Genomic DNA, 23,495 nt, shown 5'->3' with positions numbered 1-23,495 from the left:
CTGTCCAGAATATCACCGTTGCGTCTGGGAATGCGTCCCAGGGGGCGGCCGTGAGGAGGGCGGGCGACTACTCGCGTGACGATGAGCCGTCGTCAATCCGAGCCAGCTTCTGGCGCAGCGCTTCCAGCCGTCGCCGGTCGCCGTCTTCCTCGGCTGCGGGGATGGCCTCTTCCACCAGGGCATTCAAGCGATGGAGGCCGTCTCGCACGAGCGACCATTCGGCCTTCGCGTGGTGGGTCCGATGTGACAGGTACTCCACGACGCCGTTCAAGGTCTGCGGGTGGATGTTCTTCGCGCCGATGTGCTCCGTCACGCCGGTCCGGTCCAGCATGCGCTGGGTGGGCCCGAGTACGCGGGAGAGCATCAGCGTGATTTCGCGGTGCTCGAGTGATTCCTTCAGCGCGGCGAGCATGTCCGCGCCGGGCACGTCGAGGTCCGCGGTGACTTCCAGGTCCAGCAGCACGGCGTGAACGGGCGAGGTCGCGCTGTCCACCCGGCCGATGATGGCGTCCCGGAGGGACGTGGCGTTGGCGAAGAAGATGCCCTCGTTGGGGCGAATCATCAGCAGCCCGGGCACGGTGAGCGGGGCGGGGTCACGCCGCACGTCCGCGAAGTCCAGCGTGCCCGGCGCGCGTCCCAGCTCGCTGACGCGGGGCTGGCTGGCGCGCCAGACGAGGAGCGCCACGGAGAGGCCCACGGAGACCAGCAGGCCTGGCAGCACCTCGAGCACGAGTACGCTGAGGAGCGCGCCCGCCGCGAGGAAGAAGTCCGTGCGGCGCAGCTTGAAGAGGCGGCGCATCTCCTTGACGTCCATCATCCCCACGGTGGCCAGCACGACGATGGCGGCCAGGGTGGCCTCCGGCAGCGTGCGGAACAGCGGCGTGAAGAAGAGCGCCACCAGCGCGAGGATGGCGGCCGCGAGCAGGCTGGACATCTGCGTGCGCGCCCCCGCCGCGTCATTGGCGGCGGACTTGGACAGGCTGCATCCCACGGACAGACCGCGGAAGAGGCCGGCGCCCAGGTTCGCCGCGCCCAGGCCGATGAGCTCCTGGTTCGGGTCCACTTCATAACGGTGCTTCGACGCGAGCACCCGGGCGGGTCCAATGGCCTCCGCGAACGCCACCAGCGCGATGCCGAACGCACCGGGCATCAGCTTCAAGAGGTCTCCCAGGCCCACGTCTGGAATGGAGGGGCCCGACAGGCCGGAGGGAATGTCGCCCACCACCTTCACGCCCCGCCCTTGAAGGCCGAGCACCCCGACGACCACGGTGCCCAGCACCAGCACGACGAGGGACGCGGGCAGGCGCGGCAGCAGCTTGCCCAGGAGGACCAATACCGCGAGGCTCGCCACGCCGACGACGAGCGTGAGCGGGTGTGTCTGGCCCAGGTGGGTCACCAGGTTCCACAGCCGCTCGAAGAAGTTGCCGCTCCCGGCTTCGAGGCCGAGCAGCTTGGGCACCTGTTTGATGGCGATGACCAGGGCGAGACCGAAGACGAAGCCGGTGAGGACCGACTCCGAGAAGAACTGCGCGATTCGCCCGAGCTTCAGCACGCCGGCGAGGATGGAGATGAGGCCCGCGAGCATGGCCAGCGCGGCGGTGAGCGCGATGAAGCGGGGCGTACCGGAAGGCGCGAGCGCGGCCACCGTGGACGCGGAGAGCACGGCGACGGTGGCGGAGATGGCGACCACGAGCTGGCGTGACGTGCCCAGCAGGGCATAGAGCACCAGGGCCACCGGGCCCGCGTAGAAGGCCGCCTGCGGTGGCACTCCCGCGAGCTCCGCGTAGGCCATGGCCTCTGGAATCTGGAGCGCGGTGATGGTCAGCGCCGCCGCGACGTCCCGCTTGAGCGAGCTCGGCCGCCACTTGGGAAGCCAGGATAGGAATGGCAGGAAGCGTGCGACGGAGTGGGCTGCGGCGCTGTGGGGATGATGGCTCTCCGGCATGCGTGGCGCTCCGGCTGTCGTGTCCCGCACACGTTGCTGAGCGTCGGGGGGTCTGACAATCGAGGCGGGGGAAATCGAAGGATTCGATGAGGCCGACAGTCCTGTCCTTCGAGGCCGGGCGAGGGGACGAGCAAGCCTTTCGATTCGGGGCGGGTGGGGCTGGACCAGTCGTCCGCAGCGGGCGCCTTGCCACCGGTCCTCTTGGACTGTTGCGTGCGAATCAGCTCCGTCCCAGGTTGCCGGACGTGAGCCAGCCGCGCGGGCGAGGGCGCTGTCCTCGTCACGCCAGGAGAGGTGCCATCATGTTGGAGTCATCAACATCGGGACTGACGCCCCAGGAAATCCAGGACCTCGCGCGCGATGCTTATGTCTTCGGCCTGCCCCTGGTGGAGCACTACCGCCTGTTCGCCCTGGGCTTCCTGCCGGACTCACCGCAGGTCCGGCCGGCCAATCGCTTCCTGCACTTCGCTCGGCTGTTCACGCCAAAGGACCGCGACGTCGTCTCCGCGAACAACGACACACTCTACTCGGAAGCGAACCTCGACCTGCGTGGCGAGCCCGTGGTGCTGGACACGCCCGAGCTGAGCGGACGCTACTTCTGCGTCCAGTTGGTCGACATCACGACGAATAATCTGCCGTACATCGGGACGCGGGCCACGGGGACGGACCCTCGGCGCTTCGTCATCGCGGGACCGGACTGGGACGGCATGTTGCCCGACTCGCTGCGCGACGCGCTCGTCATCCGGTCCGCCTCGATGTTCGTGGCGGCGCTGCTGCGCATCGGCGTCAGTGGACCCGAGGACCTGTCCACGGCGGCCGCGCTCCAGCAGCGATTCCGGCTGACGCCGCTCCATGAACTCACGAAGCAGGCGGCGCCGAAGCTGCCCGCCGTGGCGTGGCCTCCGTACTTCGACGACAAGGCGGACGCGTCGCTGAAGGCGTTCGAGTACGTCAACTTCATGATGCAGTGGCACCGGTTCACGGATGCGGAGCAGTCCTTGCTGGCGCGCTTCGCGCGACTCGGGGTGCGGCCCGGGGCGCGCATGAATGCACAGGCGGTCTCGCCAGCCGTGCGTGACGCGATGCTGGAGGGGGTGAAGGAGGCACGCCGCGCCATCCAGCAGCGCCCCGTGCTTCATCGCGGCTGGGAGCTGCCCGACCCGAAGGTGGGCGCGTTCGGCGACGACTACCTGCTGCGGGCGCGCGTCGCCTGGAACTACATCTACGCGAACTCGGCCGAGGAGGCCGTCTATCCCATCACCCACCTGGATGGCGAGGACCGCCTGCTGGACGGAAGCCGGAGCCGGTACGTGCTTCGCTTCACCGCGGACGCGCTGCCTCCCGCGCGGTTCTTCTGGTCGCTCACGGCCTACGACAGCGAGACGCGCATGCTGGTGGAGAATCCCATCCAGCGGTACTCGATGGGGGACAGGTCTCGTGACTTGAAGAAGTCGAGCGATGGCTCGATTTCCTTCTTCCTCCAGCACGAAGCGCCAGAGCCCCACCGCGTGGCCAACTGGCTGCCCATCCCCGATGGGCGCTTCTATGTCCTCCTGCGCATCTACGGCCCCACCGAGTCGGCGATGCGAGGTGCGTATGTCCCGCCCGCGATCGATGCGCTGAGCGACTGAGCGCGTCGCCTTCCCGGCGAGGGTTGCCAACGCACGGTCCAAAGCGGTGCGCATGCCCCGCGGGGAGGCTTCCATTGCCGGGCCGCCCACCGATGAACATCCCCTTCGGTGCCATTCCTGGCACGGGGCGGGGGCACATGCGAGCACCGAGGGCGGGTCGAGGCGGGGCGTTGGCCGTGCTGCTGCTGCTGTCGGCCCCACTGCTTTCGTCCGCGGAGGAGCAGCAGCCTCCCTCGCCGCCAGGAGGAGATGCGGATCAGCAGGAGCTGGCCAAGGCGGTGCAGAACCCGGTGGCCTCGCTCATCAGCGTGCCCCTCCAGAACAACCTGGACCTGGAGGTGGACCCTGGAGACCGGGTGCGCAACACCCTCAACATCCAGCCGGTGGTGCCGTTGCCGCTGACGCACGACTTCAACGTCATCGCGCGCCTCATCGTGCCCATTCTCTATCAACCGGACCTGGCGGAGGGGAGTGGGGGGACGTTCGGTCTGGGTGACACGTCGGCCACGTTCTTCGTGGCGCCGAAGGAGCCAGGCCTCTTCATCTGGGGGATCGGCCCGGCATTCCTGCTGCCCACGGGGACGGCGGATGCGCTGGGCACGGGGAAGTGGAGTGTCGGGCCGTCCGTGGTGGCGCTGGTTCAGCCCTCTCCCTGGTCCATTGGAGTGCTGGCGAACAACGTGTTCTCCGTGTTCGGTGCCGACGAGCGGGAGACGGTCAACCAACTGCTGCTCCAGTACTTCATCAGCTACAACCTTCCGAAGGGTTGGTATGTGACGTCCGCGCCCATCCTCACTGCGAACTGGGAGGCGCCCTCGGGCGAGCAGTGGACCATTCCCTTCGGCCTGGGGGCGGGCAAGGTCGTCACCGTGGGCAAGCAGGCCCTGAATGGCTCCGTGTCGGCGTACTACAACGCCATTCGGCCCGACCTGCCGGGCGCGGCCGAGTGGCAGCTGCGCGTCCAGCTCTCGTTTCTCTTCCCGCTGAACAAGAAGCACTGACGTCGAGTGGACGCGTGCTGGCATGCTCCCGGACGGGCGAGCCTTGACCCACATGCTCCGTCAGCCCTGGGGAAACACCTGGTTCCAGTCCGAGCGCATGCTCACCACCGTCCACCCGTCCTTCCCCGCGACATCCAGTGCCCGGTCCAGGCGCCCCGTCTTCGCCTCGCGGTCATACGCGTACTCCCGCTCCGCGTCGTCGTGGTGGAGCAGCAACCGCAGCCGAGGTCCATCTCCCGAGCCCGTGTACTGCAACATCTGGAGGTCCCCGTCCGAGTTGCCGAACGCCAGCACCGGCCGCTTCCCGATGTGCAGGTGGATGTTGATGGGCTTGCCCTCGCCATCGTCGAGGCTGGTGAGGCCAGGCAGCTTCACCAGTACGGGCTGGCCGTCCCGCAGGTCGAAGTGTGTCTTCCCGCTGCTCCCAATCACATGCGACGAGGGGATGCCGTACGTCTCCTCGCTGAAAGCCCGCAGGAAGTCGATGCCTCCACCCGAGACGATGTGCAGGTCGAACCCATGCGTCCGCAGGAGCTCCAACAGCTCCAGCATCGGCTGGTAGATGCAGTGGGTGAAGGGCCGCTGGAAGCGCGGATGCTTCGCGGTCGCCAGCCACGCCTTCGCCGTCCGGGAGAACTCCCCCGTGGTCATCCCCGCATGGGTGGCCGCGACGAGCGCCGCGGCGTCATGCTCCGTGAGCTTGCGCAGCGCCTCTTCGTCCCCCTCGATGAGCGCCTGGAAGGGTTGCTGCTTGCGCCACTCCGGATGTGCGGGCACCAGCTCCCGGACCCGGTCCACGACGAAGTGGGCCTGCACGTACATGGGCTGCTCCGACCAGAGCGTGCCGTCGTTGTCGAAGACCGCGACCCGGTCCTCCGGCCGAACGAAGCTGGACGCCCCGTCCGTGGTCACCGCATCGACGAAGTCCAGCAGCGCCCTGCGCGCCGCGCCGTCATTCCAGGAGGGAAGGGGAGCGCTCATGGCTTTCTCTCAGCCCATCAGGGCGAACATGTAACAGATGAGGGTGAGCAGCAGGTTCGAGATGGCGAACGTCACCGGATAGCCGATCGCCGGGACGATGCTCTTCGACGCCTCCTGTGCGGCCCTCATGCCGGCGCTGTTGCAGCGCGCTCCGGCGATGGCGCCCATCAACACGGCGCTGTTCATCTTGAAGATGTACTGGCCCACCATCCACCCGATGATGGGAGGAACGAAGGCCGCGATGGAGCCGATGACGAGCGTGGGCACCAGCAGACCGCCCGCGATGGCGTGCGCCACGCCCGCTCCCGAGTTCAACCCCAGGATGGCGATGAAGACGTTCAGCCCGACATCCTCGAGCAGCTGACGCGCGGACTCCGGGAACGGACCGCCGAGCGCCGGGTTGTGCGTTCGCAAGATGCTCAACCCGATGCTGACAACGAGCAGCCCCACCGCGGAGCCCAGGCTGAACTGGATGCCGAACATGGGGACCGTGATGGCGCCCAGCAGCGCACCCGCGGCGAGCCCCAGGCCCAGCGTGATGATGTCCGTGGACAGGCTGGGCTTCACCGGCGGCCCCAGCACCTTGCCCAGCTCCGCCACCCGCTTGGGGCTGCCGGTGATGCGCAGCACGTCACCCTTGTTGACCGCCTGGTCCTGGCTCACCGGAAGCTGGTCACCCGCCCGGAAGAGCGCGTTGAGGTAGATGCCTTGGCCCATCCGCAGCGCCAGCTCTCCCAGCGTCTTTCCGATGACGTCCTTGTTGTGGACGATGAACTCCACCGTGTCGAACTTCACGTTCCGCAGCTTCGAGTCGTCCACCTCCGGCCCGATGCGCGGCCCGCCCGCCAGGAGCAGCGAGACGGGGCCGAGCATCGCCACCTCGTCACCGCGACTGAGCACCAGGTCCGGCGGCGGGTTGTAGACGCGCCCCTTGTGGTAGATGCGCTCGATGGCGACCCGCGGATGCGCATGGTCCAGGTCCGCCACCGTGCGCCCCTCCAGCGCCGGGTTCTCCACCCGGAAGACCCGCAGGTCCAACGGCATGTAGCCCCGGATGAACGAGTCCGCGGTGCCCGGCAGCGGCGCGGAGTCCTCGCCCGCCAGCTCCTTCTCCATCGCCTTGCCGTCCGCCACCGCGTCCTTGCCGAACATCTTCGGCATCACCGACATCAACACGGTGAAGACAACCATGCTGATGCAGTAGAGGAACGCGTAGGACGTGGTGAGGTTGCCCGGTGCCTGGCGCGCGGCTTCCCCGGACAGGGCCGCGGAGCCACTGGCCAGCGCCGCCTGCGCCGCGCCGAAACCCGGGGTGGCCGTGTTCGCACCCGAGAGGATACCCGCCAGCAACCCCGGCGCCAGGTGCGTGAAGAAGCGCGACGCATAGACGAGCGCCGACGACAGCAGCGGTACCAGCAGCGCCAGGATGATGAGGTGCTTGCCCTCCCGGTGGATACCGCCGAGGAACTGGGGCCCCACCTTCATGCCGATGGCGAAGATGAAGAGATTGAAGAACACCGTGCTGGTGAACTCCGGCAGGGTGTACTCGATGTTGTAGGCCTGGAAGGCCCAGAAGCTGACGATGAGGGCGAGCAGCAAGGTCGCGGCCGTGGAGCCCATGCCCACGCCCTTCACCTTCACCTCACCGAGCGCGTAACCCGCGGCCACGACGAGGAACAGCAGGATGAAGGGCTGACGGCGCAGGTAGTCCAGGATGGCGCCGAAGACGCCGTGGGGATGCGGCTGCATGGCAGGCGGCGGCTGTCCCTGTGCGAAGGCGATGACAGCCAGCCCGACGACGGCGGCTCCTGCGAGAATGGCGGCATGGCGCGCTTGGCTTCTCATGCGAGCGTCCCTCCAGATATCAATCCAGGGTAGTGCGTGGCCCTCCTCTCAGGAGGAGCCCCGCGGGGGGAGGCGGGCGTGGAATCGTGCGCCCGCCCCGGGAGGCCGCCGGGGACGCCGGGGCCTCCGGGGCGTCATGGCGCGGGCCTCAGAAGCGGACGCCCAGGTTGATGGGCAGGTACTGGCCGTTCGCCCGTCGCGAGCCCGTCGGCGTGTCGTACTCAGGGCCGAAGATGTAGTGGTAGCGCGCTTCCAGATAGACGCGCATCGGGCCGTAGACGCGATAGGAGACGCCCACACCGCCGTTCAACCCGAAGTCCGTCGTGCTGCGCGAGCCGATGACGGTGTCCACCGGGACGACGTCGCTGGTGCAGTAGAGCAACCACGGGTCGCAGACCGGGACGAGCGCCGCGCCCGCGAACTGGGTGAGCTCCACCTTGCGGTAGTACAGGCCCGGGCCACCGGTGATGTAGAGACCGAACCGTCCTTTCGGCGCGACGCCGATGAGCAGGTTGAGATCTCCGTACTGCATGATGTGGTCGCCGGAGAGGCTGGTGTCCGCCAGCAGGCCCTCTTTCACGTCGTAGTCGCTGTACTGGTATTCCGCGTGGAGGCTGACGCGCTCGGTGAGGTGGTAGCCCGCGCCGAGCAGGAATCCCCAGCCCTCCTTGAACCGGCTGTGGGTTTCAAAGAGTGGGAAGACGACGCCCACGCCCAGGTTGAACGTGAAGCTGCCAGCCACGGGTGGCTCCTGTTCGATGAAGTCCTCCTTGGATTCGGCCGCCTGTCTCAACGCACCTCCCAGGGCGGGCGGAGCGGTGAGCAGCGTGGTCAGCATCAGGGACATGACGAAGAACCGAGACATGAGACGTCCTCCTGACTGAGTCGGATGAAGCTGGGGACGTGGCCACGCGCGGGCCCGGAGCGCTTCGGGCTCGTCGCTCCCTCACGTGGGGCTTGTCCGTCGTCCTTCGAGCAGAAGCCCCGCCGGGCGCCTGCCCCTCCCCGGAAGCCCATGCGGACGATTCACGGGCGACGCACCGTCAGAGCGCGGGTTCCCACCGGAGCGAGACGAGACGATGAAGCTCACGGCGACAGACGGATGGCGAAGCGCGCGGCGGTTCGTTCCGGGACTGCGCTGGGTGCGGGGCTATCAGAAGTCCTGGCTGCGTCCGGACCTGCTCTCCGCGCTGACCATTGGCGCCATGCTGGTGCCACAAGGGCTGGCCTACGCGCAGATCGTCGGCGTCAGGCCTGTCGCCGGGTTGTACGCGGGCGCCATCGCCATGCTGGCCTATGCGCTGTTCGGGCCCTCCCGACACATGCTGCTCGGACCGGAGGCGGGTGCCGCCATCATCGCCGCGAGCGCGCTGGCGGGTGTCGCGGGCACGGACCCCGCCCGCTACGCCTCGCTCGCCGCGCTCCTGGCGTTGATGGTGGGCCTCATCAGCCTGGCGGCCGGGCTGTTCAAGACGGGCGCGCTCGCGGACTTCCTCTCCAAACCCATCCTCATCGGCTACACCAACGGCGCGGCGCTCATCATCATCGGCAGCCAGCTGGCGCGGATGTTCGGCCTGGAGCGCAAGGCCAACGACTTTCCGGGGCAGGTGCTGGAGGTGGGGCAGAACCTGGGAAAGACGCATCTGCCCACGCTGCTGCTCGGGCTGGGAATCATCGTCGTCCTCGTGCTCCTGCGGCGCTTCCTGCCGAAGCTGCCCGGGCCTCTTATCCTCGTGGTGCTCACCACCGTGGCCGCGGAGGTGTTCCAGCTCCATCACGGAGGGGTGAAGGTCGTCGGGCCCGTCGCCGCCGCACCGCCGTCCCTGGGCCTGCCCTCGGTGGGCTTCTCCGATGTCCGGGTCCTGCTCCCGGCCGCGCTGAGCCTCGCGCTGGTCAACTACGCCGGCTCCGTGCTCACCGGCCGCCTCTACGCGGACAAGCACCGGTACCACCTGGACGGCAACCAGGAGTTCCTCGGGCAGGCGGCCGCGAACCTGGCCAATGCCTTCACGCAGGGGTTCCCGGTGACAGGGAGCGACTCGCGCACCGCGGTCAATGACGCCATGGGCGGCAAGTCACAGCTGGTGGGGGTCGTCGCCGCCGTGCTGGTCACCGTGTTCGCGCTCTTCCTCACGCCGCTGCTCAAGAACCTCCCGCTGGTGACGCTCGGGGGCATCGTCATCGTCGCGGCGGTGTACCTGATGGATGTGGCCGCCGTCGTCGCTCTGTGGCGGGTGCGGCGCGTGGAAGCGGTGCTCGCGGTGGTGACGACGCTCGGCGTGTTGGTGCTGGGCATCCTCCAGGGCATCCTCATCGCCGTGGCGCTGGCCCTGGGCGACCTCATCCGTCGCGCGGCGCACCCGCACGACGCTGTCCTGGGCGAGCGTGAAGGCGTGCCCGGCTGGCACGACGTCAGCCGACACACGGGCACGCACACGATTCCGGGCCTCCTCGTCTATCGCTTCGACGCGCCCATGTTCTTCGCCAATGCCCGCCACCTCCGGGAGCAGCTTCGCGCGCTGGTCGCTCGGGCGAAGCCCCCCGTGAAGGAAGTCGTGTTGGACGCGAGCGCGGTGTTCGACCTGGACGTCACCGCCGCCGACGGCCTGGAGAAGCTGCGCCGCGAGTTGGAGGCCCAGGGCATCGTCCTGGTCATCGCGGATGCGAACGCGCCGCTGCGCGGGATGCTGCGTCGCACGGGGATGATGGAGCGGCTGGGCGAGGAGAACGTCTATCTCACCGTCGAGGCCGCCGTGGCCCGCTTCCAGAAACGCGGACCAGGCACGAGCCCCGAGTCCGAGCCACCTTCGCCCCCCGCCTCCCACTGACGCGCGGCTCAGCGGGGCCTTGGTTGGCTGCCCGCCAGGCGCGCGCTGAAGGGCTGCCCGCCTGGCCCGGGGCTTCTTATCTAGAAGAGGGCATGTGGACTCCTCCCTCCCATCCCGCCTTCCCCCTGCGTGAGAAGCACCCGGCGCAGCAGGGAGACGGACGCGGCGGACTGCCTCCTCGACGTGAGCAGTTGCTGCAGGCCCGCATCAAGGACCTGTCGCTGCGACTGGCGGGGACGCCGCTGGAGCGGCACATCGACCAGCTCTACGCGGAGCTGGAGTCGCGAGGCATCTCCTTCAAGCCCCAGTGCTACCTGTCCGACGAGTGGGGCTGTCCTTCCGGCGTGCCCGTCATCGGCGTGCCGTTCTACCTGGCGGACCCGGACCTGCACTCCATCGAGGCGGAGCTGGGCGGCGGCGTGGAGACGGAAGGGGAGATCCTCATGTACCTGCGCCACGAGGCCGGGCACGCCTTCAACTACGCCCACCAGCTCTACGAGACGGAGGAGTGGCGCAAGCAGTTCGGCGACTACTCGCGACCGTACCGCGACGACTACAAGGCGCGGCCCTTCTCGCGGCGCTACGTCCACCACATCGCGGGCTGGTACGCGCAGAAGCACCCGGACGAGGACTTCGCGGAGACCTTCGCGGTGTGGCTCACGCCGGACAGCGACTGGCGCAAGCGCTACCAGGGCTGGGGCGCGCTGCGAAAGCTCCAGTACGTGGAGGACACGGTGGGGCGGCTGGGCCGTACGCCACCGCGAGTCCAGTTGGCCCAGCCGGACCTGACGACGGAGGAGATGGAGGGCACGGTCCTCGACCACTATCGGCAGCGGGAGCTGGACCAGAAGGTGGACCTGGAGCTGCGCGACGCGTTCGACCAGTTCCTGGAGGATATCTTCGAGGGGCCCGGCGTGGCGCCGGTGCGCGCGGAGACGTTGGTTCGCGCCGAGCGGCAGCGGCTCTTGTCGAGCGTGAGCCACTACACGGGGGTCAGTCCCAGCGTGGTGCGGGCGCTGCTGGACCACCTGGGGGACAGGACCGCGTCGCTGGGGCTCACGCTGCACCCGGATGACAGCAGGGAGGCGGCGCTGCGCATCGCCTCGCTCGTGACGGCCCTGGCGATGAATCACCTCTACACCGACCGCTTCTTCGAGGAGTGAACATGGCCCCGGGCCCCTGGCGCATCGCGGTCCTCCACTATCAGCCGAAGGGCGAGCCGGCGGACGCTGTCATGGGGCAGGTCCGCTCGGCGCTCGAGGAGGGCGGACACGAGACCGTGGCCATTGGCGTGGACGAGAGCGTGTCCGACCTGGTCCGCATGGTGGGCCGCAGTCGCGCCGACCTGGTCTTCAACATCTGCGAGACGTTCGCCGACGACTACCGGCTGGAGGTCAACGTCGCCGCGATGTTGGAGCTGGCGCGGGTGCCCTTCACGGGCTCTGGGACGGCGGGGCTGCTGCTGGCGCAGGACAAGATCCTCACCAAGCAGCTCCTCCAGTACCACGGGGTGCTCACGCCCCGGTTCGCCACCTTCGATGGGGCGTCCCTGCAGACGAGCGGCGATTTGCGCTTCCCGGTGGTGGTGAAGCCGGCCCGCTCGGATGCGTCGCTGGGGCTGGGCGTGGAGAAGGACCTGGAGGGGCTGGCGCGGCGCGTGCGGAAGATTCGAGAAGAGTTCGGTGACGAGGCGCTCGCGGAGGAGTTCATCGAAGGGCGCGAGCTGTACGTGGGCGTGCTGGGCGACCCCTCGCGGCCGGAAGTGCTGCCGGTGGTGGAGCTGGACTTCGGCGCGAAGTGGGGCCGCAAGCGGATGAAGATCGCCAACCGCGAGGTGAAGTTCGGCCCGGAGACCGCGGGCAGCCCGAGGCTGGTGCTGCCCACGGATTTGTCGGATGAGCTGCTGGGGCGCGTCTCCCGCGCCGCCATCACCGCGTTCCGGGCGCTCAAGCTGCGCGACTACGCTCGCATCGACTTCAGGCTCTCCAGTGGGACGAAGGACCCCTATCTCCTGGAGGTGAATCCGAATCCCTACCTGGAGGCGCAGTGCGAGGTGGCGCTCGGCGCGCGGGAGCGGGGGCTGTCGTATCCCGCGCTCATCCGTCATATCGCCGACACCGCGATGCAGCGGCAGGTGTCCCCGCGCATGAAGGCCGTGCCCGTGACGGAGGCGCAGTCCGTGCCGCGGGTGTGAGGGGGGAATCTCCGGGGGCCAGAGGACGTTGAAGCCGGAGGGGCGAGGCGCTATAGACCTCGCCGTCCGTTGTTCCCAGGGAGGGGACGGCGGGCCCGGACGAGGTGCGCCGTACCCGGTCACGACAAGACGACGCTCATCTCAGGAGTCGTACGTCATGGCGTGGATCATTCTCCTCATCGCGGGGCTGCTCGAGGTGTGCTGGGCCGTGGGCCTCAAGTACACCGAGGGCTTCACCCGTCTTGTCCCCAGCGTCCTCACGGGCGTGGCCATCGTCGCCAGCATGTTCCTGCTGTCCACGGCGGCGAAGACCTTGCCCATCGGCACGGCCTACGCGGTGTGGGTGGGCATCGGAGCGCTCGGTGCGGCGGTGCTGGGCGTGGTCCTCTTCCACGAGCCCATCTCCCCGCTGCGCATCCTCTTCCTCTCCATGCTCCTGGTCGCCATCATCGGACTGAAGGCCACCAGCGGCGCGGGGCACTGAGGTCCGTGCTCACCAGACGTAGCGAAGGATGAGTTCTCCGTAGGACAAGGAGGGCTCGCCGGATTCGAGGGTGCGGCCTCTCGCACCCAGGCCCGGGTGCGGTTCGGCGTTGAAGGTCCTCACCGCGCCCAGGCCGAGTTGGAGGTTGGCTCGGCCGGAGTAGTAGATGCCTAGCGCCGCCGTGCTGTCCTTCAGGGTCCGGTCATCCTGGCCCACCCGCTCCTGGAACCCCGTGCGGAAGACGTACTCGCCCATCACCGCCAGCGGCACCGCCGTCACCGGGTAGATGTCCAGCGTCGCGGCCAGCGAGAGGGAGACGCGAAGCGCGTGGGTGTTCTGCTCGAACCGCCCTCCCGCGACACTGTCGAACGGGCGGCGCGTCTGCCACGCATACTCCGCCGCCCCGGAGGCCTGGAGCGAGAACACCCGTCCGAAAGACTGCGCCACGTAGAGGCCGCCCTTGGTGCTGGATTCCTTCCGGGGCACGAAGAGCAGCTGACCCAGGTCTCCATCGATGATGCCCCCCACCGTTACCCCGGGCGAATCCACGATGGCGCTGATGAGCGGGAGCAGGGTGATCTCCCGACCCCGGTTGTAGCCGTAGTTCGCTCGGAACGAGAGCTGCGTTCCACTCGTGTCGCTGCGCAGAATCCGCACGACGCCCCCAAGCTGTCCGACGAGGTCGACCGAGGCGCCCGAGGCCAGCAGCCCATCCGCGTTGGAGCCGGTGATGATGGTCGCCCTGCCAAAGCCCGTGAAGCCGAGCCAGTCCGTGATGCCCAGGCTCAGGTCCAGCGTCTGCTGGATACCGGTGAGCAGGACGTCCCGCGGCTCGAGGTCGTTCACCGGGACATCCGGGACGTCATAGCGCGCGAGACCTTCCCGGATGCCCACGTTGGTGGTGACGAACGCACTTCCCTGAAGCATGGGGAAGAGGAACGTGTGGTCCTTGAGTTGGCGAGAGCGCGCGCCGCATGGCTCGGTGCAGGCCTCGTCCTTCTTGGACTTTCCCAGCGCGGGACTCGCGCCGAGGCTCAACAACACTCCCAGACTCAAGATGGCGGTCTTCATCTACGGCAACGTGGGGAACACAGCCACCCAAGACCATTGCCCCGCGCGCCCGGTCTGCGTCGCGGCGAGGACAGCGAACCGACGCCTGACGGCAAGCCCGTTGGTCCACGGACATTGAAGGCAACGCTTCGTGTGCCTGTCGCTCTCCGTCCGCCAGGCGAGGGGCATCTTCCCGCCGCTATCGGGGAGGATGTGGAATGGAAGTGACTGAGACCTTGCAACGGACCGAGCCCACGCACGCTTGGCGTCCCGACCTGACGCTCGCGCACGAGCAGCTCGCTCCACGGTTGGAGGCGTTCTATCGGGATCTGCACGCGCACCCAGAGCTGTCCATGCAGGAGCAGCAGACGGCGGCGAAGGTGGCGAAGTGGCTGCGGCACAGCGGCTATGAAGTGACGGAGGAGGTGGGCCGTCACGGCGTCGTGGGCGTGCTGCGCAACGGCCCGGGGCCCACCGTGCTGCTGCGCGCGGACATGGACGCGCTGCCGGTGGAGGAGAAGACGGGCCGCCCGGATGCGAGCCGCGTGCGCGTGAAGGACTCGCACGGCGGCACGGTGCCGGTGATGCACGCGTGCGGACATGACGTCCACATCACCTGTCTGATGGGGGTGGCGGAGCTGCTCGCCCACTCACAGCATCATTGGCGCGGCACGCTGATGATGGTCGCCCAGCCCGCGGAGGAGACGCTCGAGGGCGCGCGGGCGATGCTGCGCGACGGACTCTATGAGCGCTTCGGCAAGCCCGACGTCGCGCTCGCCCAGCACGTGGGCCCGCTCCAGGTGGGAATCGTGGGGCACCATCCGGGCGCCAGCATGATGGCCTCCGCCAACGTGCGGGTGCGCATCTTCGGCAAGGGCGGCCACGGTTCACAGCCACACCTGACGGTGGACCCCGTCGTCATCGCCGCCTACCTGGTGACGAGGCTGCAGACCATCGTCTCCCGCGAGGTGGACATCACCCGCGGCGGCGCGGTGATCTCCGTGGGGAGCCTGCACGCGGGCTCCCGCTCCAACGTGATTCCGGACGAGGCGGTGCTGGAGCTGACGGTGCGCACGCCGACCGATGACCTCCAGGGGCAGTTGCTCGAGGCCATCTCCCGCATGGCGAAGGCGGAGTGCGAAGCGGGGCGCTCCCCCAAGCCGCCGGAAATCGAGGTGATGCACCACACGCGGGTGATGGTGAATGACGACTCCTACTTCACCCGGGTTCGCTCCGCGCACGCGGCCTGGTTCGGAGAGGACCGCATCATCGACACCGGCATGCAGAGTGGCAGCGAGGACTTTCCCTACTTCGACGGGCGCGTGTCCGGCGAGAGCCACGGCGCCACGGTGCCGCTCGTCTACTGGTACTTCGGGGGCACGTCCCACGAGGCGTGGAAACGGGCCTCGGGCAAGACGCTCTGGGAGAAGCTCCGGAACCTGCCGCCGAACCACTCGTCGCGCTTCGACCCCTCGGTCGACAGCCTGCGCTTCGGCTGTGAGTCCATGCTGCTGGCGGCCCTTGCCTGCCTGGATGAAGAGCCGAAGAAGGGAGCCGAGCCCCGGGGCCTGCACTGAAAATCACGGGGGCGCTGACTGATGTTTCTACAGGGACGCAAGAAGTCCTGGCGCCAACCGTCCGGTTTTCCTCAAAGGTGGGGTGGCACGCGGCCTGCTCTATGCCACCACCGCCATGAAGTCTCAGCGGAACACCCATCGACCCTACACCGTGGAAATCGCCGCGGCGGCCTGGAGCCAGGTCGCTCGGCTCTCCCAGGAACGCTACCGCGACATCCAAGCCCGGTTGGAGGGCGTGGCGGCCCTGGCGACACCCACGCCGGAGCCGGCCACGTTCCAGGTGGAGGAGCTGACGGTCCACTACGTCGTGGACGCACGGCGCCGGCTGGTGACGCTGCTGGATATTACCCGCGAGCGAAGCGCCTCCGCGAAGGGCGCCTCGCGGCCTCCGACGACGCGCTCCCCGGGTTGAGGGCCTTCGCTCAGAGCGTACCGTGCCCGGTCGGCGCGGGCGCGGACGCCTCGATGAAGCCGCGCAGCTCCCTCGCGGTGCGAGCGGCGTCTTCCTCCATGGGGACGTGCCCCAATTCCGGATAGACGATGAGCCGCGCGCCAGGAATGGCCCGGGCGAAGCGCTGGCCGTGCTCCAGCGGAATCCACGCGTCCTTCGCGCCCCAGAGGATGAGCGTGGGCATGCGCAGCTCCCCCAACTGCTTCCAGCGCGCGTCGTCTCCGCCGGCCCGCATCCGTTCGCGAGTGGCGGTCCGGTTGCCTTCTCGCAGCAGGAGCGCGTGGTACTGCTCCACCAAAGCCTCCGTTACGCGCGAGGGTTCTCCGTAGACGGCCCGCAGGTTCCGGTCGATGACCCAGCGCGGGGAGAAGAGTGACAGCACCTCTCCCACGACGGGCGCGCGCATGAGCCGGAAGACGAGCGGCGCGGGCGTGTCGCGCGGAAAACCCGCCGCGTCCACCAGCACCAGCCGCGTCACCCGCCGCGGATGGAGCAGGGCATAGCGCCAGGAGATGGAGCCACCCATGGAGTTGCCTCCCAGGACGAACTGCTCCAACCCCAGGCGCGCGCGAAATGCCTCTACCACCTCCACCATGGCGTCCGCGGTGTATCGCCCCCGCGCGTCCGGCCCGGTGAGTCCGTGCCCTGGAAGGTCCAGGGTGATGACGCGGTAGTTTTCGGACAGCTCACGCACCCAGCCCTCCCAGGTGAAAAGAGAGGCATTGGAGCCATGGAGCAGCAGCAGCGTGGGTCCCTGGCCCTGGTCCCGGTAGTGGATGCGCAACCCATCCACCTCCACGAAGCGGGAAGGCGCTGTCGCGTAGCGCGCCTCCAGCTCCTGGGGAGAAACGTCCAGACGAAGACTGGCCGCGAGAACCCCCGCGAGGAGCACGAGCACGGTGATGAGGACCTTGCGACGAAGCTTCATGGTGCAATTTTCTCCTGGAGCGGCGAGCCGCCGCGAAAGATAGACGGCGAGTCAGGCACCGGCGAGCACGGATTGGGGTGCCGACGGACCCTTGCTTCAATGTGTGTCTTCATGAAACGGCGGGTGGGGTTGCGCCATTGCCAGTCACGCGTCCACAATGGCCGCGCCGCGTTCGCCCTGCATTCCCTCGTGCTCGGATGCGATTCACTCTCTCTCAAAAAATCATCCTCGCGCCGCTCGTCGTGGCGCTGTTCTTCGCCCTGCTTTCGGTGGGGTACACGATTCCGCGCCTTCGCGAGGCCTTCGAGGAGCAAGGCCATTCGATGAGCGCGGCGGTGCCGACGGCGCTTGCCGCGGCGATGGCGGACCTGCTGCGCAATCGCGAGCAGGGCGAGGTGCAGCCCACGCTGGACGCGGTGGCTCAGGAGGGCGCGCTGGCGTACGTGGCGCTGGTGGACGCGAAGGGCGCGCTGGTGGGCGTGTCGGGGCGCCACGCGCAGATGTTGCGCGACCACGTCTCCGAGCTGGCCGCGACGAAGGAGGGCACGCCGCTGCGAGCCGAGGACGTGGAGCTGCTGGACATGGCGGCGCCGGTGCCCGGCGGTCTGGGCACCGTGCACGTGGGCTTCAATCGCACGGAGGCCCGGGGCCACATCAACGGCATCGTGGGCAACCTGCGAATCGTGCTGCTGGCCGCGCTGGTGGTGCTGATGGGGTTGGCGTGGGTGATCAGCCGCCGCATCGTCGCGCCGCTCATCGCGCTCACCGGGGCCGTGCGGCGCATCGCCGAGCACGGCGATTTGCGAGAGCCGGTGCATGTCTCGACCCAGGACGAGGTCGGCGACCTGGCGCGCGCGGTGGGGTTGCTGGTGGGCAAGCTGAAGGATCTCTTGCATCAGCTCCACTCGTCGACGGAGCTGCTCAGCGACTCGGTGATGGGGCTGAACGAGTCCGCGACCGAGCAGAACCAGATGGTCACCCGTCAGGCCGCCGCGCTCCAGGAGACGCAGGTGACGGCGCAGGAGATCCGCCAGACGGCGTTGCTGGCCTCCAGCTCCGCGCAGTCCGTCATCGAGGTCGCCGAGCGCGCGGAGGCGCTGGGAAAGTCCGGCGAGGACGCCGTCTCCGCGAGCATCGAAGGCATGGTGGACCTGCGCTCCCAGGTGGAGCAGATCACCCTGCGCATCATGTCGCTGAGCGAGCGCACGCAGCAGATTGGCGGAATCACCGAGACGGTGAAGGACCTGGCGGACCAGTCGCACCTGCTGGCGGTGAACGCGGCCATCGAGGCGGCGCGCTCGGGCGAGCACGGCAAGGGCTTCGCGGTGGTGGCGCGGGAGATTCGCGCCCTGGCGGACCAGTCCATCCGCGCGACGAACCAGGTGCGGAAGATCCTCTCCGACATCGGCGAGGCCATCGCCGGCACGGTGCAGATCACCGCCGAGGGAACCCAGCGGATGGAGGCGGGGCTGACGCAGGCGCGCGCATCCGGAGACACGCTGCGACAGCTCAGCACCATCGTCCAGGACAGCACCGCCGCCGCGCGGCAGATTGCGCAGACGGTGAGCCAGCAGGCCACGGGCATCGAGCAGATCTTCACCGCCGTCAACGAGCTGAACTCGCTGATGGGGGATACCGTGACGCGCATCTCCGCCACCAATGAATCCGCGGTGTCCCTGAAGCTGCTCTCCGAGCGTGTGGCCGAGGTGGTGCGGGCCTATCGCGTCTGAGCAGCGACGGGTGCGAGGCATGAGGCTCAGCCCGGGCGGTGACTCCCGGTGCTCGGCGGGGCCAGCACGCGGGAGGCGCGCGTTCGAGGCAACAGCCGGGACACGAGCGCGCCCATCGACGTCACGGGGTGGGCGCCGGGCTCCGGGAGGCGCGCGGCGAGCAGGCCCGCGGCGAGCCGGGCCACCGAGGACACGACGAAGAGGACGTGCAGGTTCACCCAGGGCTTGCCGCCGAGGATGAACGTCTCGGGCAGGGCGGAGGCAATGGCGCCTCCCAGCGCGGCGGCGACGGAGTAGGCCAGTCCTCCGGCCGTGGCGAAGGCGGCGAGATAGAAGGGCCGACCCTTGCGCGGCGCGACGCTGAGCGGCAGCGCGAAGATGGCCAGACCGTGGCCGCTCCACAGCGCGCCCGCGAGCAGCACGTCGAAGAGCAGGGGCCACAGCGTCCCCGCCGAGGGCAGCAACCACAGCGCGGGGATGACGCCGATGCCCAGCGAGCACGCCATCAGCACGGGCTGCGCGCCGACCTTGTCGATCATCTTCCCCCACAGCGGCGCGGTGAGGATGCGCACCCCCGCGACGGCCGCGGCGTGCAGCGCCATGATGACGAAGGTCATCTTGAGGTTCTGGAGGCTGTGCAGCGCGAAGAACGGCGCGGACACGCCCACCGCCGCGTTCCAGGCGACCTGGTAGGTCAGCACGCGTCGCGCCAGCGGGTCCTTCAGCGGCACCAGCGCGCCCTTGAGCTCCAGCCGGGGCGTGGTGCCCGGCGGCGCGGGGTCATGCTGGCTGGCCATGAGCAGCGTCGTCACCACGCCCATGACGCAGGCGCCGAGCGCCAGCAGGGGCAGCGCCACGCCCAGGCCCTCGCTGGGCCGCAGGCGGTCCATCAACAGGCCCGCGCAGAGCGAGGCCAGGGTGCCCGCCAGGGTGGTGAGCGCCGTGCGCCGTCCGAAGAAGCGTCCCCGCACCGCGCGAGGCACCAGCTCCCCCATCCACGCCACCCACGCGTTGTTGCCCACCACGCCCAGCAGCGCGGACGCCCCGGCCACCACGAGCAGCACGTGCTGCCGCGCCGCGAGCTCCAGCTCCAGCCAGGGGAGAATCGCCAGCGGGAACATCACCAGCCGCGACAGGCACACCGCCGTCAGGGCCACGCGCCGGTGACCGAACGCGGACGTCAGCCACGCCGCCGGGAACTGCACGAACTGGGCAAGAAAGGGCAGGGCGGTCATCACGCCCACCAGCAGGGGCCCCAGCTTCAAGGCGATGGCCCACGCCGTCAGCACGGTGGCACCCGCGCACGCGGTGAAGACCTCCGTGAACATGCCCTCCACCACGGAGGCGCCCAACGTCGCGCGCAGCCTTCGAGCGGGGGTGTGCGAGAGGCCGTCCGGACTGTCCGCCGGGGGCGCGCCCATGAGTGGCGCGGCCGACCCGGGCAGTGACGAGCCCGGCCGGAAGAGGGGAACGGCGGAGGCGAGCGAGGCGAAGCTGCTCAGGACGTAGCGACGAAAGGCAGCGGGGGGGCTCAACGCGGTCCTTGCAACGAGGGAGCGGGGGCCCTCCGTCTGTCGCACGGCTCGGCCAGGCGCCTCAATCCGACCCCGTCTCCCCTTGGGTCGCCCGCTCGGACCCCGAGCGACTTCAGCCGCCTGCCCCCCTGGCCGGAGGGGACGCTGGAATCAGGTGCAGTTCAAGCGGTCTTGAACTATATGAACGTCCGAGGAGAACGGCGCACATGGAACTGGCTCGGGAGCTCACGGACTTTCTGGCGGCGGTGGAGCAGCGGCTCAACGGCATGCTGGTGGATGGCAACGCCGGTCCCGACGTGAAGGGCGACACGCTGATGGAAGCGGCCCGGCACCTGTGCGTGGGCACGGGTGGCAAGCGCGCGCGTCCCATGCTGGTGCGGCTGTTTGGCGGCGCGGTGGGTGTCGCGCCGGAGCGGCTGGTGGACGTGGCGGTCGCCGCGGAGCTCATCCATTCGGCCAGCCTGCTGCATGACGACGTGGTGGACGCGGGCATGTTCCGCCGGGGCCGCCCGACGGTGAACGCGCGCTGGGGCAACATCGTGGCGGTGATGAGCGGAGACCTCATCCTGTCCACCGGCCTGCACCACCTGGCGCAGCTCGACTCCCGGCTGACCTTGTCCGCGCTGTCGGTCGTCTCCGAGATGACCCGCGCGGCCATCGCGGAGGTGGAGGCTCGCGGCGACCTGGACCTGCCGCTCAACCGGCTGCGCTTCATCGCCGAGGGCAAGACGGGCTCGCTGTTCGGCTGGTGCGGGCACGCGGCGGCGACACTGGCCAACCTGCCGGAGGCGGTGGACCGCTTCGACGGGTTCGGCCGTCACCTGGGCGTGGCGTTCCAGATCGCCGACGACATCCGCGACATCCTGGGCACGGACGTGGGCAAGCCGCGGTACGCGGACGTGCACTCGCGCACGCCGTCGATGCCCATCCTGCTGGCGGTGGCCAAGGACGAAAGCCTGCGTCGGAAGCTGAAGGACGCGTGGGCCTTCTCCACGATCACTCCCGACCGGACGAAGGAGATTGGCTCGGCGATCGAGGCCACCGGCGCGGTGGAGGCGTCCATGGCGCGGATGAACGTGGAGATTGAAGCGGCGCTGGACAAGCTGGGCCACTTCGCCCACGAGCCCGCGGGCGCGGAGCTGGTGGGTTGGGCGCGCAAGCTGTCGGCGGGAATCGCCGAGCAAGTCCAGGGGCGGGCCGCATGAAGGGCTACCTGTGGACGGGGGGACACGGGAGCCCGGGCAGCCCAGACGCACCGGTCATCGAGGGCCGGCTGGCGCCGTGGGAAGCCATCGCGGTGGACGCGGTGGGCAATGTCATCGAGTTCTGGGGTTTCAAGCGCAACCAGGGCCGGGTGTGGGCGCTCTTGTACCTGCGGGGCGAGCCGCTGACGGCGGGCGAAATCGAGCGCGAGCTCGACTTGTCCAAGGGTGGCGTCTCCATGCTGCTCCGAGACTTGGAGCGCTGGGGTGTCATCCAGCGGGTGCGGCTGCCGCAGGACACCGTCTGGCGCTACGGCGCGGAGACGGACCTGGTGCGGATGGTCCGGCACGTCATCGAGGAGCGCGAGGCGGGCTTCGTGGCGCGCATCCGCGCGGACCTCTCCGAGGCACGGCGACTGGCGGAGATGGCGGGCGAAGTTCCGAGCGAGCGGCTGGAGCGGCTGGAGAAGATGGCCACGCTGGCCGAGCACGTGGAGCGGGCGCTGCGGTTGTTCATCAAGACGTCGCGGCTGGACGTGTCCGGGGTGTTGGCGGTGTTCCGGGACGGCGCGTCGCGCCGGAACGAGCGGTAGAGGGGACACACATGGATTCGCATTACGACCAGGTGATGAAGGCTCGCGAGGGCGCGGACCCGAACGCGAAGCGGCTGTACTTCGCGTATTCGACCATCCTGGACCGGGCCGCGTTCGACGAGTGGAAGCAGCAGCACTCGTACGGGTTCTTCGAGCTGCCGGAAGGGCGGCTGGCGGAGGCGGTGGACGTGGACCTGGTCTACGACTTCCCGTCGCGCTGGTGGGGCGGCCGGGTGGCGGGGCTGGCGGATGCGACGGGAGGCCAGGTGTTCGGGCGCCTGTTCGAGATTCGCGGCCAGGACTGGCCCATCGTCCAGCACAAGGAAGGCTTCGTGACGGGCATGTGCGTCGAGCGCGCGGTGAAGGTGCTCGTGGACGGGCAGGAGGTGGAGGCCACGGCCTTCGTCACCAACCCGAGGCGTGCCGCGCAGGACGGCCCGGTGAGCCCTCGCTTCGTGGAGGCCCTGGTGCGGGGCGCGCAGGCGGCCGGGCTCCCGGCGGACTACGTGGAGCGGCTGAAGCGCGGCGGGGCCTGACGGCGGCCGGACGCGAGGGGAAGCGGGGCACCGTGCCATTCCGGGCGGCGGTGCCTAGGTTCTTCCCGCGTCCATGTTCTTCTTCTTCTCGAACCGACTGGGCTGTCTGGGCAGCATCCTCGTTTCCGTGGTGCTGAGCGCGCTGCTGTACTTCCTCTTCATGCGCGCTTGAGCTCGCCAGACGCTCGCCAATCACCAGGGGCTGGTGAAGGCCACGCGGTCACGGTTTTCCGCGCCAGAGGTCGTCCTCGTCCTCGTTCTCGAGCGGGTGGACGGTGACCATCGTTCCATCCTTGTCCGGGGTGCTCCGGGTGGCCTCGGATTCAGCCGGGGTGTGTGGCGCACGCTCGGAGAAGCTGTCGCCCTGAAGCTGTCGCTGGCGTTGCTCGCTGGTGCCGCCATATCCCTCGGCGATCTTCTTTCGGGCCATCGTGCGTTCCTCTCGCTGGGGTGTCGTCCCATACGCTGGGGGCGACCAAGCGGGTCCGCAATGCATGGCCGCGTCATGGCGCCTACCCTGGCTCGGGTGGCCTGGAGGGGGACCGGGCGCCGGGCCTCGCCGCTCAGATCACGCTCCGATCTCAAGACCCATGCCTACATGAACACGAGGACAGTGGTTTCCAGCCCCTGGCTCCACCCGGATTGTCGAGGAGTCATCAGGAGTTGAGGTCTCCTTGGCGTGAAATCGGGAGCTTGCGGGGACCTGAACATATGAACAGTGGGTCCGAAGTTCCTCCGCAAGCCGAAGCCAGCCGATCACGTCGTGATCGGCGGCACGAAAATTCTCGTGCCTACATGCTCTGATGATCAGTGGTTTTCGCCCCACTGCTCAGGCCTTTCACGCCCAAGCGAGGGCTCGGTCGAATGGCTGTGCCTACATGCCTGGATGTTCAGGGATTTCCCAGGGCCGCCACGCTCGACGCCATGAAACAAGAAGTCAATCCCAGACGCAGTGCGCGTGTCTGTGATTGTCTTGTTTGCAAT

The 23,495-nt window shown here is 68.7% G+C and carries 20 protein-coding genes and 1 riboswitch; of the genes, 12 read left to right on the top strand and 8 right to left on the bottom strand.

Going from position 1 to position 23,495, the window contains the following annotated elements; genetic code table 11:
- Window positions 1-67 precede the first annotated feature (67 nt).
- Window positions 68-1,945 carry a SulP family inorganic anion transporter gene (locus tag HR086_RS07045; RefSeq protein ID WP_174462184.1) on the bottom strand — a complete coding sequence of 626 codons (1,878 nt, stop codon included), beginning with the start codon at window positions 1,943-1,945 and terminating at the stop codon, window positions 68-70.
- Window positions 1,946-2,247: 302 nt separating this feature from the next.
- On the opposite strand from HR086_RS07045, the gene HR086_RS07040 reads away from it, so the two are divergent.
- Window positions 2,248-3,576 (top strand): DUF1254 domain-containing protein, encoded by a 1,329-nt coding sequence (locus tag HR086_RS07040; RefSeq protein WP_174465183.1) that lies wholly within the window; start codon window positions 2,248-2,250, stop codon window positions 3,574-3,576.
- A gap of 176 nt (window positions 3,577-3,752) precedes the next feature.
- The gene (locus HR086_RS07035) at window positions 3,753-4,577 is read left to right on the top strand and encodes a neuromedin U (protein WP_373564266.1); all 825 of its coding nucleotides are present in this window, start codon (window positions 3,753-3,755) and stop codon (window positions 4,575-4,577) included.
- Window positions 4,578-4,637: 60 nt separating this feature from the next.
- On the opposite strand, the gene HR086_RS07030 is transcribed toward HR086_RS07035, so the two are convergent.
- From HR086_RS07030 to HR086_RS07020, 3 genes are all read right to left on the bottom strand, one after another.
- Window positions 4,638-5,558: an HAD family phosphatase gene (locus HR086_RS07030; RefSeq protein WP_174465181.1), complete on the bottom strand. Its 921-nt coding sequence runs from the start codon at window positions 5,556-5,558 to the stop codon at window positions 4,638-4,640.
- 9 nt (window positions 5,559-5,567) lie between these two features.
- Window positions 5,568-7,403: an aspartate:alanine exchanger family transporter gene (locus HR086_RS07025; RefSeq protein ID WP_174455441.1), complete on the bottom strand. Its 1,836-nt coding sequence runs from the start codon at window positions 7,401-7,403 to the stop codon at window positions 5,568-5,570.
- 148 nt (window positions 7,404-7,551) lie between these two features.
- Window positions 7,552-8,268 (bottom strand): outer membrane beta-barrel protein, encoded by a 717-nt coding sequence (locus tag HR086_RS07020; protein WP_174455442.1) that lies wholly within the window; start codon window positions 8,266-8,268, stop codon window positions 7,552-7,554.
- A 214-nt stretch (window positions 8,269-8,482) separates the two neighbouring features.
- Here HR086_RS07020 and HR086_RS07015 point away from each other — a divergent pair, with 214 nt between their 5' ends.
- From HR086_RS07015 to sugE, 4 genes are all read left to right on the top strand, one after another.
- Window positions 8,483-10,231 carry a SulP family inorganic anion transporter gene (locus tag HR086_RS07015; RefSeq protein WP_174462187.1) on the top strand — a complete coding sequence of 583 codons (1,749 nt, stop codon included), beginning with the start codon at window positions 8,483-8,485 and terminating at the stop codon, window positions 10,229-10,231.
- Between the two features lie 92 nt (window positions 10,232-10,323).
- Window positions 10,324-11,394 (top strand): putative zinc-binding metallopeptidase, encoded by a 1,071-nt coding sequence (locus HR086_RS07010; protein ID WP_141642315.1) that lies wholly within the window; start codon window positions 10,324-10,326, stop codon window positions 11,392-11,394.
- A gap of 2 nt (window positions 11,395-11,396) precedes the next feature.
- Window positions 11,397-12,425, top strand: coding sequence for an ATP-grasp domain-containing protein (locus tag HR086_RS07005; protein ID WP_174455444.1), 1,029 nt, complete (start codon window positions 11,397-11,399; stop codon window positions 12,423-12,425).
- 69 nt (window positions 12,426-12,494) lie between these two features.
- Window positions 12,495-12,564: riboswitch (guanidine-III (ykkC-III) riboswitch) on the top strand.
- 18 nt (window positions 12,565-12,582) lie between these two features.
- Window positions 12,583-12,909 (top strand): quaternary ammonium compound efflux SMR transporter SugE, encoded by a 327-nt coding sequence (gene sugE, locus HR086_RS07000; RefSeq protein ID WP_141642317.1) that lies wholly within the window; start codon window positions 12,583-12,585, stop codon window positions 12,907-12,909.
- Between the two features lie 9 nt (window positions 12,910-12,918).
- Here sugE and HR086_RS06995 read toward each other — a convergent pair whose 3' ends face one another.
- Entirely contained in the window at window positions 12,919-13,980 is a 1,062-nt protein-coding gene (locus tag HR086_RS06995) for a hypothetical protein (RefSeq protein ID WP_174465180.1), read from the bottom strand.
- A 197-nt stretch (window positions 13,981-14,177) separates the two neighbouring features.
- Here HR086_RS06995 and HR086_RS06990 point away from each other — a divergent pair, with 197 nt between their 5' ends.
- Both HR086_RS06990 and HR086_RS06985 read left to right on the top strand, forming a co-directional pair.
- Complete coding sequence (locus tag HR086_RS06990; RefSeq protein ID WP_174465179.1) at window positions 14,178-15,536, top strand: amidohydrolase; 1,359 nt, start codon at window positions 14,178-14,180, stop codon at window positions 15,534-15,536.
- Between the two features lie 82 nt (window positions 15,537-15,618).
- Entirely contained in the window at window positions 15,619-15,948 is a 330-nt protein-coding gene (locus HR086_RS06985; RefSeq protein WP_174465178.1) for a hypothetical protein, read from the top strand.
- A 10-nt stretch (window positions 15,949-15,958) separates the two neighbouring features.
- On the opposite strand, the gene HR086_RS06980 is transcribed toward HR086_RS06985, so the two are convergent.
- Entirely contained in the window at window positions 15,959-16,915 is a 957-nt protein-coding gene (locus tag HR086_RS06980) for an alpha/beta fold hydrolase (protein ID WP_174465177.1), read from the bottom strand.
- Window positions 16,916-17,112: 197 nt separating this feature from the next.
- Here HR086_RS06980 and HR086_RS06975 point away from each other — a divergent pair, with 197 nt between their 5' ends.
- The gene (locus HR086_RS06975; protein ID WP_174455449.1) at window positions 17,113-18,645 is read left to right on the top strand and encodes a methyl-accepting chemotaxis protein; all 1,533 of its coding nucleotides are present in this window, start codon (window positions 17,113-17,115) and stop codon (window positions 18,643-18,645) included.
- A 26-nt stretch (window positions 18,646-18,671) separates the two neighbouring features.
- On the opposite strand, the gene HR086_RS06970 is transcribed toward HR086_RS06975, so the two are convergent.
- Window positions 18,672-20,066: an MFS transporter gene (locus tag HR086_RS06970; protein ID WP_371745619.1), complete on the bottom strand. Its 1,395-nt coding sequence runs from the start codon at window positions 20,064-20,066 to the stop codon at window positions 18,672-18,674.
- A gap of 320 nt (window positions 20,067-20,386) precedes the next feature.
- Between HR086_RS06970 and HR086_RS06965 the strand changes: the two genes are divergently transcribed.
- The 3 genes from HR086_RS06965 to HR086_RS06955 are packed head-to-tail and all read left to right on the top strand — an operon-like array spanning window position 20,387 to window position 22,511.
- The gene (locus tag HR086_RS06965; protein ID WP_141642326.1) at window positions 20,387-21,385 is read left to right on the top strand and encodes a polyprenyl synthetase family protein; all 999 of its coding nucleotides are present in this window, start codon (window positions 20,387-20,389) and stop codon (window positions 21,383-21,385) included.
- Window positions 21,382-21,975: a GbsR/MarR family transcriptional regulator gene (locus HR086_RS06960; RefSeq protein WP_141642327.1), complete on the top strand. Its 594-nt coding sequence runs from the start codon at window positions 21,382-21,384 to the stop codon at window positions 21,973-21,975. The genes HR086_RS06965 and HR086_RS06960 overlap by 4 nt, the downstream gene beginning before the upstream one ends.
- 11 nt (window positions 21,976-21,986) lie before the next feature.
- Entirely contained in the window at window positions 21,987-22,511 is a 525-nt protein-coding gene (locus tag HR086_RS06955) for a gamma-glutamylcyclotransferase (RefSeq protein WP_141642328.1), read from the top strand.
- Between the two features lie 220 nt (window positions 22,512-22,731).
- On the opposite strand, the gene HR086_RS06950 is transcribed toward HR086_RS06955, so the two are convergent.
- The gene (locus tag HR086_RS06950) at window positions 22,732-22,941 is read right to left on the bottom strand and encodes a hypothetical protein (protein WP_141642329.1); all 210 of its coding nucleotides are present in this window, start codon (window positions 22,939-22,941) and stop codon (window positions 22,732-22,734) included.
- Between the last annotated feature and the right edge of the window lie 554 nt (window positions 22,942-23,495).

Source organism: Myxococcus sp. CA039A, from assembly GCF_013336645.1.
Taxonomy (GTDB): Bacteria; Myxococcota; Myxococcia; order Myxococcales; family Myxococcaceae; genus Myxococcus; species Myxococcus llanfairpwllgwyngyllgogerychwyrndrobwllllantysiliogogogochensis.
This window is presented reverse-complemented; position numbering and strand designations above follow the sequence as displayed.